Origin of the sequence: Sphingomonas sp. LH128 (assembly GCF_000293195.2) — a bacterium.
Classification (GTDB): Bacteria; Pseudomonadota; Alphaproteobacteria; order Sphingomonadales; family Sphingomonadaceae; genus Novosphingobium; species Novosphingobium resinovorum_A.
In genome coordinates this window covers 1-14,195 of the sequence record NZ_ALVC01000496.1, presented here as the reverse complement: position 1 = coordinate 14,195, position 14,195 = coordinate 1, and the positions used below count along the sequence as shown (strand labels likewise).

The window sequence follows — 14,195 nt, the reverse complement described above, 5'->3', positions numbered from 1 at the left end:
CCGGGGCTTGGGCTATTACAGAGTTTTAATCGGCGCCGTTCACATCTTCAGACCGATCTCGCGCAGGCGCTCCTGCAGGTAGTCGTCGGCGGTGATCGAGACCGGGTAGCGGTCCGGGTTCTCGTCGCTCACGCACTCGGGCAGGGTGACGAAGCGGAAGTCGCTGCGCAGGTGGAGGAAGAACGGCATCGAGTAGCGGCTGTGCCCGGCACGCGCGCCCTCGGGGTTGCGGACGCGGTGCGTGGTCGAGGGCAGCACGTGGTTGGTCAGGCGCTGCAGCATGTCGCCGATGTTGACGACGATGGCGCCTTCGGGCGGCGCGACCGAGAGCCAGCGACCGTCCTTGCTCAGCAGTTCGAGGCCCGCTTCCTGTGCGCCGAGCAGCAGGGTGATGAGGTTGATGTCCTCATGCGCGCCGGCACGGATGGCGCCTCCGGATTCAGCGGAAACCGGCGGGTAGTGCAGCAGGCGCATCACCGAGTTGCCGTCCTCGATCCCTGCGTCGAACCAACCCGCATCGAGGCCGAGGTCGACGGCGATCGCTGAGAGCACCTTGGCGCCGGCCTCGTCGAACTGGGCGTAGAGTTCGCGGAAGGTCTCTTCGAAGCCTTCAACCTCGGTCGGCCAGATGTTCGGCGGCATCGAGGCGGCGAGCGGCGAATCGGCGGGAACGTCGCGGCCGACGTGCCAGAATTCCTTGAGGTCCTTCTCTTTGGCGCCCTTGGCGACTTCGGTGCGGAACGGCGTATAGCCGCGCGCGCCGCCCTGGCCGGGGATGAAGTATTTCTGCTTGGTCTCGACCGGGAGGGCGAAGAATTCCTCGGTCCTGGCCCAGGCCTGGTCGATCAGCGACTGGTCGATACCGTGGTCGCGGATCATCGCGAAGCCGAAGGTGCGGAAGCTCTCGCCGATGCGCGCGGGCAGGTCGGCGCTGTCGGCCACGAGGCTGAGGACGGGGATTTGTGCGAGGTCCATGGTAGTGCAATCCGTAACGAGTCGGTATGCCGCCCCTTTAGGCGCCCCGGCCGTCACAGTCTAATTCGGGCCGGAAATTTACGATGGAAGGTGCGGGCATGGCATACTGGCTGATGAAGTCTGAACCCGATGCTTACGGCTGGAACGATCTTGTGAAGGAAGGCGAGGGCACATGGGACGGCGTGCGCAACCACCGCGCCGCCAACAACCTGCGCGCCATGGAAGTGGGAGACGAGGTGTTCTTCTACCACTCCAACATCGGCAAGGAGATCGTCGGCATCGCTACGGTGAGCAAGGCCGGGATCACCGATCCCAGCGATTCCGAGGGCAAGTGGGCGGCGGTCAAGGTGAAGCCGGTGCGCAAGCTGAAGCGGCCGGTGACACTCGCGCAAGTGAAGGGCGATCCCAAGCTGGCGGAGATGGAACTGGTGAAGTTCTCGCGCCTGTCGGTGGGTGTGGTGACGCCGCAGGAGTGGGACTACGTGCTGGGGCTGGCAGGGGAGTGACGACATATCGCCGCTAAGGCACGCCTCGGCGCAGGCGTACGAAACTTAGCGGCGGAGCAGCGTGTTCTCTTCACGTGACGGCAGCGAGATGTTTCGCCGCCGAGCTAAGGAGATACCGCCGTGGGTGAACTCAAGGACACCGTGAAGGGCCTGGGCAACGAGATTGCCGGTAACGTCAAGCAGGCCGCAGGCAAGGCGCGCAACGACCCGGCCCAGCAGGCAGAAGGCAAGGCCCAGGAAAAGAAGGGCGAGCTTCAGCAGGGCATCGGCAAGGTCAAGGGCGCGCTCGGCGACCGGGTCTGACCTAACCTCTTCCTGACGGAAACCAGCGAGAGGGCTGCCTTAGGGCGGCCCTTTTTCTTTGGGTTTCCGATGCTTGCAAGAACGAATCGTCCCGTTTCGGGAAGGGTTCGCCAAGCGCTTTGCGCAATGGTAAACAAATCGTTAATGCGTGACTTATGCGAAGCATGACACGTCGCGCACTCGTCCTCACGCAGGAGTCGGCCGGGCACTGGTTCCGCCGCTCACTGCCGCCCCACGTCTTCACCGAATCGCTTGAGGAGGAAGACGAAGATGTGGAGGCCGCGCGCAAATGGCGCCTCAGCGGCGGCGACTGGCGGGGGTTTCTGACCGCCTACTGCGCGAGTTTCGTGGCGATCACCCTGTTCATCGCCTGATACGGCGAGACGTCGCCATTTACCTGTAGCGTAATTGCGAGCGTAGCGAAGCAATCCAGAGCGGCTGGACACTGCCCTGGATTGCTTCGCTACGCTCGCAATTACGAAAAATGTGCGCCTCAACCCACGCTGGGGCACTTCTCGGCGCGGAACAGCAGGTATCCCAGCCAGGCCGAGGCGACGCAGCACAGCGAGACGACCAGAAGCTGCTGCGCCACCGCAACGCCCATCAGCGTCATTACACCGGTCGCCAGCGAACCGACGACCATCGCGCCCGAATTGACGATGTTGTTTGCGGCAATCGTGCGCGCGGTCTGCGACTTGGGCACGAAGGTGGTGAGGAAGGCGTAAAGCGGCACCACGAACATACCGCCGCAGATGGCGATGCCCAGCAAGGTCAGCATCAGCGGGATCGCCAGCGGCTGCACGACGAAGATGCCCACGTCCATCAGCGTTCCCGTTCCGCTATGCGGCGGCCAGATGCGGCAGACCTGCTGGAAGGCGACGAGGAACACGCCCATGCCGATCACCGAGATCGGCGACCAGCGCGCGGAAACGGTGCCCTTGAGCAGCGCATTGATCGCCATCGACCCGATTGCGACGCCGACCGAGAAGATCACGAGGAACAGGCTGGCCACTTCCTTGCTGGCCATCAGCATGTTCTTGGCGAGCGGCGGGAACTGCACGAACAGCACGGTGCCGATCGCCCAGAAGAAGCTGATCGCGCAGATGGCAAGGAACACGCGGCGGTCCTGCATCGTGGTGCGCACGAGGCGCACGGAAGCGCGGATGACGTGGTAGTCGAGCGGCTCGATTTTGCCCAGCGGCGGGGCGGAGGGGACCTGTCGTCCGGCGAACCAGCCGATGACGGCGACGACGATCACGCCGATCGCGGCGGCGTCGACGCTGATCCAGCCTGCGACGATCGTGCCGGCGAGTACGGCGATGTACGTACCTGCTTCGACCAGCCCGGTGCCGGAGAGGACTTCGCCGTCCTTCAGGTGCTGCGGCAGGATCGCGTACTTGATCGGTCCGAAGAAGGTCGAGTGAACGCCCATCGCGAACAGCGCCAGCAGCATCAGCGGGATGGCCACGGCGTCGAGCGCCTGCCCCTGCCACGCAAGGGCAAGGCCCGCGCCGCCGACCAGCATGATGCCGATCTCGCAGGCCTTGATGATGCGAATCAGCTTCGCCTTGTCGCGCATGTCGGCCAGCTGTCCGGCCAGCGCCGAGAGCAGGAAGAAGGGGATGATGAAGATCGCCGAGGCCATCGCGCTGAACCGCGCCTCCTGGCCTTCCGAGTGGTACACCTCGTAGACGACGAAGAGCACCATCGCGTTCTTGAACAGGTTGTCGTTGAACGCGCCCAGAAGCTGGGTGACGAAAAGGGGGAGAAAACGTCGCGCCCGGATGAGTTGGGTCGTCGTGGTCATGATCTAAGTATGCCGCCGGCCTTGCTCATTGGTCGTCGGGACACTTAATGGCATGGGGCGGGGGCACAAGCCCTGTTCACCACTTTATTCCCGTAGCGATTGCGGGCTATGGCATTCCCATCATGCTGACTCTGCCGAACATCCTGACGCTTTCACGCATCGTCGCCCTTCCGTTGCTGGCCTTCCTGCTCTGGTGGCCCAGATGGGAATTCGGGTACGGACTGGCTTTCGGGCTTTACTGCCTGATGGGACTCACCGACTATTTCGACGGCTATCTTGCTCGTTCGAGCGGGACGGTGTCGAAGCTGGGCGTATTCCTCGACCCTATCGCCGACAAGATCATGGTGGCGACGGTGATTCTGGTGCTGACCGCGCAAGGCATCCTGCGTGGGCCTTTCGTGGGCGACATGCACGTGATCGCGGGCCTCGTCATCCTCGTGCGTGAGATCGCCGTGTCGGGCCTGCGTGAGTTTCTTGGGGGGCTGCAGGTTTCGGTGCCGGTCAGTCGCCTTGCGAAGTGGAAGACGACGTTCCAGCTGATCTGCCTGGGGGCGCTGATCCTTGGCGTGGCGATGCCGTGGTGGAATCTCGACCTCGGCGCGCTGGTAATCAACGTGCCGCATACCGTGGGCCTGACGACGCTGTGGGCGGCCGCCGCACTGACGGTGGTGACGGGCTGGGACTACCTGCGGGTCGGCCTCAAGCACATGGACTGAACCCCTTGCGTTTGCGGTGCGGGCAAGCGGACTTGCGTTCCCCGCACTTGGTCTGACGCGGCTCGAGGGCCATTTGCGCTTGGAGCGGGGGCTACAGCACGAAGGATTTCACCATTACCGTCGCGTCCAGCACCATGTCGGCGTCCAGTGCCGTCGGCGGCCCCAGTCGCCCGGTCGTCTTCTCGCTGGCCGTCGCTGCCGGGCTGACCGTCGCCAACATCTACTACAACCAGCCGATGATCGGGCTGATGGAGCGCGACCTTGCGGGTGCGGCGGCGACTTACGTGCCGACCGCGACGCAGCTCGGTTACGCCTTCGGCCTCGTCGTGTTGGTGCCGCTTGGCGATCTGGTGGAGCGGCGGAGGCTGATCGTGCTGCAATGCCTGGCGCTGACCGCCGCGCTGGCACTCGTCGCCGTCGCGCCGAGTGCCGGGCTGGTGCTGGCCGCATCGCTGCTGGTCGGGCTGCTCGCTTCGGTTGCGCAGCAGATCGTGCCGTTCGCGGCGAATCTCGCCCCTGACGAGAAGCGTGGCGCAATCGTCGGCACGGTGATGGCCGGTCTCCTGTGCGGTATCCTGCTCAGCCGTACGCTGGCGGGCTTCGTTGCCGGAACGCTCGGGTGGCGGGAGATGTTCTGGCTCGCGGTTCCACTGGCGCTTTTGACCGCACTGCTCATGGCGTTCCAGCTTCCGCGCAGTCGTCCGCAAGACACCGGACTCGGCTATGTCGGCCTGCTGCGCTCGCTCTGGAGTCTGTGGCGCGAATTTCCCGCGCTGCGGCTGGCGACTTATACCCAGTGCTGCCAGTTCGGCGTCTTCAGCGTGTTCTGGACCATTCTTGCCCTGCGCCTGCAGGAGCACTTCGACCTTGGGCCGGAAGCTGCGGGACTGTTCGGTATCGTCGGTGCCGCGGGCGTGCTCGCAGCACCGGTCGCAGGACGACTCGCCGACCGTCGCGGTCCGCATCCCGCCATCGTGCTGGGCACGGTGATGACGCTGGCGGCGTGGCTGATCTTCGGTTTCTGGCATTCGATCGCCGGGCTGATCGTGGGCGTGCTTGTGCTCGACGTGGCGGTGCAGCTCAGCCAGATCTCCAACCAGAGCATCATCTACGCGCTGCGGCCTGAGGCGCGCTCACGCATCAACACCGTCTACATGGCGATGATGTTTCTGGCCGGGGCGGCCAGTTCGGGCGCGGCGACGGCGGCATGGCACGAGTGGGGCTGGAGCGGGGTCTCGGCGCTCGGGATCGGCATTTCGGTGCTCGGCGTGGCGCTGCAGGTGCTGCGGCGGCGCTAGGACGCCGGGGCTTCGACAAGCTCAGCCTGAGCGGGGTTCAAGGACTGGCTCTCAATACCGCTCAGGCTGAGCTTGTCGAAGCCCCCTCAGGCTACAAAGCCAGGTCAACCAGCCCGCAACTCGTCCGCCAGCATCCGGAATTCCTCTGCACGCGGGGAATTCTTGCGCCACACCAGCGTGATCTCGCGATTCGCGTTGGGCGAGATCAGCGGCCGGGCGACGACGTTGGTTCCATTGAGAATCCCTGCGTCGAGCGCCATTTCCGGCAGCATCGTCAGGCCCAGCCCGTTGTCGACCATTTGCACCAGCGTATGCAGCGAGGTGCCGATCATCGTCGCGCTGGCCCGCAGTTCGGGCCGGTTGCAGGCGGCGAGGGCATGGTCCTTGAGGCAGTGCCCGTCCTCGAGCAGGAGCAGGCGGTTCTCGTCGATCACGTCGGGGCTGACTTCGGCGGGCGGATCGCGCGGATCGTCGCGGGGGAAGGCGACGAAGAAGGCGTCGAGTTCGATCGTCTCCTTCTCCACCTCGCCGGTCGCATAGGGCAGGGCGAGCAGCACGCAGTCGGCGCGGCCATGGTGGAGCGATTCCATCGCCGCCTGGCTCGGTTCCTCGCGCAGGAAGAGCTTGAGATTCGGGCGTTCGCGGCGCAGGCGTGGCAGCATCCGGGGCAGCAGGAACGGCGCGATCGTCGGGATCACGCTCATGCGCACTTCGCCCGAGAGCGGCTTGCCGCTGGACTGGACGAGTTCGGACAGTTCCTCCGTCTCGCGCAGGATGCGGTGGGCCTTCTCGACCACGGCATTGCCCAGCGGCGTGAAGCGGACGGCGCGCTTGGTGCGCTCCACGAGGACTACGCCAAGCAGCGTTTCCAGATCGCGCAGACCCGCCGACAGTGTCGATTGCGACACGAAGCAGGCATCGGCGGCACGGCCGAAATGGCCGTGCTCGTGGAGCGAGACGAGATACTGGAGCTGCTTGAGCGTCGGTTGGTAGACGGTCATGTGGTGGCTATTGCACGGTGGGAGCGGTTCGCCAAGCGGCGTTGTGCAATGCGGAAGAAGGAGGAAGGGAGCCCACCCCCGGCCCCTCCCGCAAGCGGGAGGGGCGGAAAAATCGCAGCGTTGCCCCTCCCGCAAGCGGGAGGGGAGCGAGACTTGGTCCGGAGGACCTAGTCGCAGCGGGGTGGGCTTATTCGGCCACCGTATCGTCGACGACGTCTTCCACGCGCGTCATCTTGAGCTTGCCGTTCTCCACCGCGAAGGCGAGCTTGCCCTCGACGAGATCGAGCGCATCGCGGCCGAACACGTCGTAGCGCCAGCCCTGCAGCAGGCTGAGGTTCTTGCGAACGCCCGCCGCGAGCAGTTCCAGTTCGTCGCTGCGCGCCAGCAGGCGGGCCGCGGCATCGATTTCACGGGCACGGATCTTGAGCAGCAGCTTGAGCAGGTCGGCGACCAGCGAGCCTTCCTTGCCGAGCGGCGCGCCGCGCGGGGCGCGGGCGGGCATCTCGTCGTCGGTCAGCGGCTCCGCCTTGGCGATGGCGGTCATCAGGCGGCGGCCGATTTCATTGTCCTTCCAGCCTTGCGAGAGGCCGCGCACTTTGGCGAGGTCGGCCTGGCTCTTGGGCGGGTGACTGGCGATGTCGGCCAGCGTCTCGTCACGGGCGATGCGGCCGCGCGGGATGTTCTTGCCCTGCGCTTCCAGTTCTCGCCATTCGGCGATCGCGCGCAGGCGGCCAAGCACTTGCGGGTTGCGGCCCGGCGCCTTGATCCGGTGCCAGGCTTCCTTGGGGTCGTTCCGGTAGTTTTCCGGATCGGCCAGCTTTTCCATCTCCTGGTCCAGCCAGGCACCGCGCCCGGTCTTGATCAGGCGCTTGAGGATCTTGGGGAAGATCTTGGAAAGATGCGTGACGTCGCCGATCGCGTATTCGATCTGGCGGTCGGTTAGCGGGCGGCGCGACCAGTCTGTGAAGCGGGCGCCCTTGTCGATCGTCAGGCCCTGCCACGATTCGACGAGGTTGGAATAGCCGATCTGCTCGGACTGGCTGATCGCCATCATCGCGATCTGGGTGTCGAAGATCGGGTGCGGGGTGCGGCCGGTGAAGTTGAAGATGATCTCCACGTCCTGACCGCCCGCGTGGAAGACCTTGAGGACGTCCTCGTTCTGCGTCAGCAGATCCAGCAGCGGAGTCATGTCGAGGCCGTCCGCCAGCGGGTCGATCGCGGCAGCTTCCTCGGTATTGGCGATCTGCACGAGGCAGAGTTCGGGCCAATAGGTGTTCTCGCGCATGAACTCCGTGTCGACGCTCACGAAATCGGACTTCGCGAGACGCTCGCACAGGGCGGCAAGATCTTCGGTTTTCGTTATCAGCGGGTGAATTTTCATTGAACGAGGGCGTTACGCCTAACCGCGCGGGGGATCAACGCCCCGTGTTACCGTTTTGTCGCAGTTTATTTCCGACCGAGGAGCCGCTGCCACAGGCTGGGCTTTTTGACGTCGGCCAGTTCGGCGATGCTCTCGGCCGTCACGAAGCGGCGGCGCAACTGCGATCCGGTGGTGTGACCATAGGGGAGGGGAAGGTACAGGCCCTCGGGTTCATATCCCGGGTCCGCTTCCGGATCGGCGAGTTCGCGCAAGTCGAGCATGGCCGGAAATTCGGCCTCGACCGAAGCGCTCGCAGGCGCGGAAACCGGTGCGTCGGCCCATTCCTGGTACTGCGCCGCTTTCTCTTCGTCGGTCGGGTGGAAGATGGTTTCGTCCAGCTTGCCGTCAGCAAACATCTGCATTTCCCGGTTTTTTGGTGTGGCGACCCGTGCGCGGGAGCATAATCGCCAAATGGTTTATTTGGAGTTACCGCCGTCATCCCGGCGCAGGCCGGCACCGCTGGCGATGAACAGCCCACCTTGCATCGAGGCTCCCGGCCAATGCCTGAAGACCGCAAGCGTTCCCGGCCTGCGCCGGGATGACGGGGATTTTACGCGAATCCCCATCTGGCAATCGCTGCGGCACTCCTTTAGTGGGGCCGCAACTATTCCATTCGACCAAAAGAGCCCGTCATGACCCATCCCTACCGCTCCCACACCTGCGGCGCCCTGAGCGCGGCTGAGGTCGGCCAGACCGTCCGCCTCTCGGGCTGGGTCCATCGCAAGCGTGACCATGGCGGCGTGCTGTTCGTCGACCTGCGCGATCATTACGGCATCACCCAGGTCGTGACCGACAGCGACAGCCCGGCGCTCGCCGTACTCGATTCGCTGCGCGCGGAAAGCGTCGTGACGATCGAGGGCACCGTGAAGGCGCGCACCGAAGGCACCGTGAACCCCAACCTCGCCACCGGCGAGATCGAGGTCTATGCCCGCGTCGCCACCGTGCTGGGCAAGGCCGAGGAACTGCCGATGCCGGTCGCCGGCGAGCAGGAGTACCCGGAGGACATCCGCCTCAAGTACCGCTTCCTCGACCTGCGCCGTGAGACGCTGCACGCCAACATCGTCAAGCGCACGCAGATCATCCGCGACATGCGCCGCCGCATGGAAGACACCGGTTTCACCGAATATTCGACGCCGATCCTGACCGCTTCCAGCCCCGAAGGCGCACGCGACTTCCTGGTGCCCAGCCGCATCCACGCCGGAAAGTTTTACGCGCTGCCGCAGGCACCGCAGCAGTACAAGCAGCTGCTGATGGTCGCGGGGTTCGACCGCTACTTCCAGATCGCACCCTGCTTCCGCGACGAGGACCCGCGCGCCGACCGTCTGCCGGGCGAATTCTACCAGCTCGACCTCGAAATGAGCTTCGTCACCCAGGAAGAAGTCTGGGAAACGATGGAGCCGGTGCTGCGCGCCACCTTCGCCGAGTTCGCGGGCGACAAGCCGGTCACCCCGGCCGGTGAGTTCCGTCGCATCCCGCACGCGCAGGCGATGCTGGACTACGGTTCGGACAAGCCGGACTTGCGCAACCCGCTGCTGATCAAGGACGTGACGGAGCACTTCGTCGACTCGGGCTTCGGCATTTTCGCGGGCATCGTCGCCAATGGCGGCACGATCCGTGCGATCCCGGCTCCGGGCGCAGGCGCGGGCAGCCGCAAGTTCTTCGACGACATGAACGTCTGGGCACGCGGCGAGGGCTATTCGGGCCTCGGCTACATCAACATCAAGGACGGCGTCCCCGGCGGTCCGATCGCCAAGAACCACGGCGAGGAAAAGACCGCCGCGCTGATCGCCGCGCTCGGCCTTGGCCCGAACGACGGCGTGTTCTTCGCCGCGGGCAAGGAAGAGCAGGCCGCCAAGCTGGCGGGCCTCGCGCGCACCCGCGTTGGCGAGCAGCTGGGCCTGATCGACAAGGACCGCTTCGAGCTGTGCTGGATCGTCGATTTCCCGTTCTACGAATGGGACGAGGACAACAAGAAGGTCGACTTCGCGCACAACCCGTTCTCGATGCCGCAGGGCGGGATGGACGCGTTGCAGAACCAGGATCCGCTGACGATCAAGGCCTACCAGTATGACCTCGTCTGCAACGGCTTCGAGATCGCTTCGGGTTCGATCCGCAACCAGTCGCCCGAGCTGATGGTCAAGGCCTTCGAGATGACCGGCCTGACGCAAGCGGACGTGGAGGATCGCTTTGGCGGCCTCTACCGCGCGTTCCAGTACGGCGCGCCGCCGCATGGCGGCATGGCCGCCGGTGTGGATCGCATCGTGATGCTGCTGTGCGGCGCGCAGAACCTGCGCGAGATCACGCTGTTCCCGATGAACCAGCGCGCCGAGGACCTCCTCATGAACGCGCCGAGCCACGCCGAGCCCAAGCAGCTGCGCGAACTGCACTTGCGCGTGGTGGAGCCGGTCAAGCAGGCTGCGCCCGCCAAGGCGGCGGAGTAAAACCCATTCCTCCCCGAACTTGTCTCGGGGAGCGGGACCGCCTCCGCCGGCGGTGGTGGAGGGGAAGAGGTGAGGCATTCCCCCTCCGTCAGCGCTGACGCGCTGCCACCTCCCCAAGGCAAGCTCGGGGAGGAGCCTTGGCCGCAAGGGCGCTTTCTGCCGTCAACCGTGGATAACGCGAGGCTCATCAGCGATCACTGCCGCCCCAAGGCTCTTGCCAGCGCGCCGCCCAGTCTTTAGGGCGACTAGCGTAATTCAAACCCGCCTATTTTCGAAGGGGTCTATACAAATGAGCGATACCGCCGATCGGGTTAAGAAGATCGTCGTCGAGCACCTCGGCGTTGAAGCCGAGAAGGTCACCGAGGACGCCAGCTTCATCGACGATCTGGGCGCCGACTCGCTCGACATCGTCGAGCTGGTCATGGCGTTCGAGGAAGAATTCGGCGTCGAGATTCCGGACGATGCCGCCGAGAAGATCAGCACCGTCTCCGATGCCATCAAGTACATCGAAGAGAACAAGGGTTAATCCCTTCGGTCTGATTTCGGGCCTGCATTTCGGCGCTCCGCTCGTGAGGGGTGGGGCGTGAATGCAACACCGGATTGAAATCGGCAGGCTCGCCCTTTAAGGGGGCGGGCCTGTCGCCGTTTTCGGGCCGTCGGTTTCCCGACGACCGGATGCGGCCATTTGAGATTTTCGGAGAGCATATGCGTCGTGTCGTCGTAACCGGACTTGGTCTCGTCACCCCCCTGGGCGCTGACGTGGAGACCGTTTGGGCCAACATCCTCGCGAGCAAGTCGGGCGCAGGTCCGATCACCAAGTTCGACACGACGGGCCAGAAGTGCCTGATCGCGTGCGAAGTGAAGCCCGCCGATCACGAATACGGCTTCGACGCCGGCAAGCGCGTCGATCACAAGATCCAGCGCCAAGTCGATCCCTTCATCGTCTTCGGCATCGACGCTGCAGGCCAGGCGCTCGAGGACGCGGGCCTGACCGACATGAGCGAGGAAGACAAGCTCATGGCCGGCTGCTCGATCGGTTCGGGCATCGGCGGCCTGCCGGGCATCGAAAGCGAATCGCTGGTGCTGGCTGACAAAGGCCCCGGCCGCGTCTCGCCGCACTTCGTCCATGGCCGCCTCATCAACCTGATCTCGGGCCAGGTCTCGATCAAGTACGGCCTCAAGGGTCCGAACCACGCGGTCGTCACCGCCTGCTCGACCGGCGCGCACTCGATCGGCGACGCCGCGCGTATGATCAAGGACGGCGACGCCGACATCATGCTGGCGGGCGGCGCCGAATCGACCGTCTGTCCGATCGGCATCGCCGGTTTCGCGCAGGCCCGTGCGCTCAACTGCAGCTACAACGACCGCCCCGAACAGGCGAGCCGCCCCTACGACAAGGACCGCGACGGCTTCGTCATGGGTGAAGGCGCCGGTGTCCTCGTCCTGGAAGAGTACGAGCACGCCAAGGCGCGCGGCGCAAAGATCTACTGCGAAGTGATCGGCTACGGCCTGTCGGGCGACGCCTACCACGTCACCGCCCCGCACCCGGACGGCGACGGCGCCTACCGCTCGATGCAGATGGCGCTGAAGAAGGCCGGCATGACGCCTGCCGACATCGACTACATCAACGCCCACGGCACCTCGACCATGGCCGACACCATCGAACTGGGCGCCGTGCGCCGCCTGTTCGGCGACGCCATCGGCAATGTCTCGATGAGCTCGACCAAGTCGGCCATCGGCCACCTTCTGGGCGGCGCGGGTGCGGTCGAATCGATCTTCTGCATCCTTGCGCTGCGCGACCAGATCGTGCCGCCGACCCTCAACCTCGACAACCCGGACGAGGGCTGCGAGGGCGTCGACCTCGTGCCGCACGTCGCCCGCAAGCGCGAAGTGCGCGCCGTGCTCAACAACAGCTTCGGGTTCGGCGGTACCAACGCCAGCCTCGTGATGCGCAAGATCGACTAAACTCATGATCTCCCGGCGCGGATGCGGCCTGGCGGCAGTCGTCGCCGTACTCTTCGTCGGGAGCCTCTGGGCCTTCTTCGGCGGCTGGTACGGCTCCGGCCCGCTGGAAGAAGACAAGCACTTCGTCGTCCCCACCGGCGCCAGCCTTGGGGACGTTGCGGACAGGCTGGAAAAGCAGGGCGTGATCGCCTCCGCTTCCGGCTTCAAGCTGCGCGCCCGCGTGTTCGGAGGCGGCAGCGGCATCAAGGCGGGCGAGTTCGCCATTCCCGCGCACGCCAGCCCCTCGGCCGTGCTGGCGATCATCTCCAGCGACGAGATCATCCGCCGCTTCGTGACGATCCCCGAAGGCATGCCCTCGGTGATGGTCTACGATCGCCTCAAGGCGCAGACGGCGCTGACCGGCGACGTTTCGGTGCCGGAAGAGGGCTCGATCCTCCCCGACACCTACAACTTCGAGAACGGCGAACCGCGCGAGGAACTGGTGCGGCGCATGCAGGCGGCGATGAGCCGCACGCTCAAGGAACTCTGGGCGAACCGCGCCAAGGGCCTCGTCGTAAAGACGCCGGAGCAGGCGATCGTCCTCGCCTCGATCGTCGAGAAGGAAACCGGCAAGCCCTCCGAACGGCGCATGGTGGCAGGGCTCTACTCGAACCGACTGCGGACCGGCATGCTGCTTCAGGCCGACCCGACGATCATCTACCCCATCACCAAGGGCAAGCGCCTCGGCCGCCGCATCCTCCAGTCGGAAATCCAGGCGGTCAACGGCTACAACACCTACACGATGGTCGGACTGCCCAAGGGGCCGATCACCAACCCCAGCCGCGAATCGATCGCGGCGGTGCTGAACCCGGCCAAGACCGACGCGCTCTACATGGTTGCGGACGGCACCGGCGGCCACGCCTTCGCAGGCACTCTGGCCGAGCACAACCGCAATGTCGCCAAGTGGTTTGCCATCCGCCGCGAGCGCGGCGAGCTGTAATCTAGCTCAGCGTCCCGTCCTTCGCCTTCGCCCGCGCATAGAGCAGCGAGGCGAGGGCGATGGCGAAGATCACGGCGGGGAAAACCGCCGTCGACCACCCCTTGGCTGCGATCATCCCGAAGCCGAGGAAACTCCAGCCGAACTGCACCACCACGCCCGCCAACGACGCGGCGAAGAACACCCAGGCGATCTCGCGGCGCATCAGCAGCAGGATCGCGCCCAGCGTGCCGCCCCAGACCGCCACGGCATAAGCGGCCCACGCCCATGCGGGCATCGAGCCGAACGCCTGTGCGGTGACCGGGTCCGTCTTCGCGACATCGTCGAGATCGGCGTTGACCTGCATCAGATAAGCGGCATCGCCGATCAGGTTCCAGATCAGGATCAGTATCGAGATCACGCGGAACGTTCGCATCTGCTTCCCCCTTCATGCACTCCCGGCGCGAACTTTGCCCTGCGCAGTTCTTTCTGGCAATCGGGGCGGATTCGGGAGGGCAGCGGAGTTTCACGATGACCGAACAATCGCCTGACTGGCCCGCCAAAAACTGGGTCGCGACCGGCCCGCGCAAGGCGGGCGCGCCTTTGCTCGTCACTGCGGAACTGCCGTCCGACGTGCTGGGCTGGGCGGATGCCCTCAGGCGTGCGCATTACCCGCCCGAGCGTAATCGCCTGCGCGCCCATGTGACGCTGTTCCATGCGCTGCCGCCATCGGTCGAAGAGGAACTGATCGACCTTCTGAGCGACCTCGCCCGTGCCGCGCCGCCTCCAGCGCGGATCGAGGGGCTGA

General features: G+C 65.2%; 16 protein-coding genes. 10 read left to right on the top strand and 6 right to left on the bottom strand.

The window, feature by feature from the left end:
- Positions 1–39 precede the first annotated feature (39 nt).
- Entirely contained in the window at positions 40–975 is a 936-nt protein-coding gene (locus LH128_RS29035) for an isopenicillin N synthase family dioxygenase (RefSeq protein WP_008833274.1), read from the bottom strand.
- Between the two features lie 98 nt (positions 976–1,073).
- Here LH128_RS29035 and LH128_RS29030 point away from each other — a divergent pair, with 98 nt between their 5' ends.
- From LH128_RS29030 to LH128_RS29020, 3 genes are all read left to right on the top strand, one after another.
- Positions 1,074–1,481, top strand: a complete 408-nt coding sequence (locus LH128_RS29030) for an EVE domain-containing protein (protein WP_051211604.1) — start codon at positions 1,074–1,076, stop codon at positions 1,479–1,481.
- A 120-nt stretch (positions 1,482–1,601) separates the two neighbouring features.
- Entirely contained in the window at positions 1,602–1,784 is a 183-nt protein-coding gene (locus LH128_RS29025) for a CsbD family protein (protein ID WP_008833272.1), read from the top strand.
- Positions 1,785–1,948: 164 nt separating this feature from the next.
- The gene (locus tag LH128_RS29020) at positions 1,949–2,158 is read left to right on the top strand and encodes a hypothetical protein (RefSeq protein WP_231958197.1); all 210 of its coding nucleotides are present in this window, start codon (positions 1,949–1,951) and stop codon (positions 2,156–2,158) included.
- 119 nt (positions 2,159–2,277) lie between these two features.
- Here LH128_RS29020 and LH128_RS29015 read toward each other — a convergent pair whose 3' ends face one another.
- A complete protein-coding gene (locus LH128_RS29015; RefSeq protein ID WP_008833270.1) occupies positions 2,278–3,591 on the bottom strand; it encodes an MFS transporter in 1,314 nt (437 codons plus the stop codon).
- 122 nt (positions 3,592–3,713) lie between these two features.
- On the opposite strand from LH128_RS29015, the gene pgsA reads away from it, so the two are divergent.
- Together pgsA and LH128_RS29005 are read left to right on the top strand one after the other, a co-directional pair.
- Positions 3,714–4,307 (top strand): CDP-diacylglycerol--glycerol-3-phosphate 3-phosphatidyltransferase, encoded by a 594-nt coding sequence (pgsA, locus tag LH128_RS29010; RefSeq protein ID WP_008833269.1) that lies wholly within the window; start codon positions 3,714–3,716, stop codon positions 4,305–4,307.
- A gap of 134 nt (positions 4,308–4,441) precedes the next feature.
- Positions 4,442–5,605 carry an MFS transporter gene (locus LH128_RS29005; RefSeq protein ID WP_008833268.1) on the top strand — a complete coding sequence of 388 codons (1,164 nt, stop codon included), beginning with the start codon at positions 4,442–4,444 and terminating at the stop codon, positions 5,603–5,605.
- A gap of 104 nt (positions 5,606–5,709) precedes the next feature.
- Here LH128_RS29005 and LH128_RS29000 read toward each other — a convergent pair whose 3' ends face one another.
- From LH128_RS29000 to LH128_RS28990, 3 genes are all read right to left on the bottom strand, one after another.
- Positions 5,710–6,606, bottom strand: a complete 897-nt coding sequence (locus LH128_RS29000; protein WP_008833267.1) for a hydrogen peroxide-inducible genes activator — start codon at positions 6,604–6,606, stop codon at positions 5,710–5,712.
- Positions 6,607–6,793: 187 nt separating this feature from the next.
- Positions 6,794–7,987 (bottom strand): ribonuclease D, encoded by a 1,194-nt coding sequence (gene rnd, locus LH128_RS28995; protein ID WP_008833266.1) that lies wholly within the window; start codon positions 7,985–7,987, stop codon positions 6,794–6,796.
- Positions 7,988–8,052: 65 nt separating this feature from the next.
- Positions 8,053–8,388 (bottom strand): hypothetical protein, encoded by a 336-nt coding sequence (locus tag LH128_RS28990; protein ID WP_008833265.1) that lies wholly within the window; start codon positions 8,386–8,388, stop codon positions 8,053–8,055.
- Between the two features lie 270 nt (positions 8,389–8,658).
- On the opposite strand from LH128_RS28990, the gene aspS reads away from it, so the two are divergent.
- The 4 genes from aspS to mltG all read left to right on the top strand — a co-directional run bounded on the left by aspS (position 8,659) and on the right by mltG (position 13,411).
- Entirely contained in the window at positions 8,659–10,467 is a 1,809-nt protein-coding gene (gene aspS, locus LH128_RS28985) for an aspartate--tRNA ligase (protein WP_008833264.1), read from the top strand.
- 289 nt (positions 10,468–10,756) lie between these two features.
- On the top strand, positions 10,757–10,993 hold the full coding sequence (locus tag LH128_RS28980) for an acyl carrier protein (RefSeq protein ID WP_007679564.1): 237 nt from the start codon (positions 10,757–10,759) through the stop codon (positions 10,991–10,993).
- Between the two features lie 179 nt (positions 10,994–11,172).
- Positions 11,173–12,432: a beta-ketoacyl-ACP synthase II gene (gene fabF / locus LH128_RS28975; RefSeq protein WP_008833263.1), complete on the top strand. Its 1,260-nt coding sequence runs from the start codon at positions 11,173–11,175 to the stop codon at positions 12,430–12,432.
- Positions 12,433–12,436: 4 nt separating this feature from the next.
- Entirely contained in the window at positions 12,437–13,411 is a 975-nt protein-coding gene (mltG, locus tag LH128_RS28970) for an endolytic transglycosylase MltG (protein WP_008833262.1), read from the top strand.
- Between the two features lies 1 nt (position 13,412).
- Here mltG and LH128_RS28965 read toward each other — a convergent pair whose 3' ends face one another.
- Positions 13,413–13,823, bottom strand: coding sequence for a hypothetical protein (locus LH128_RS28965; RefSeq protein WP_008833261.1), 411 nt, complete (start codon positions 13,821–13,823; stop codon positions 13,413–13,415).
- A gap of 95 nt (positions 13,824–13,918) precedes the next feature.
- Between LH128_RS28965 and LH128_RS34880 the strand changes: the two genes are divergently transcribed.
- A partial coding sequence (locus LH128_RS34880; RefSeq protein ID WP_008833260.1) for a 2'-5' RNA ligase family protein occupies positions 13,919–14,195 on the top strand: 277 nt, incomplete at its 3' end.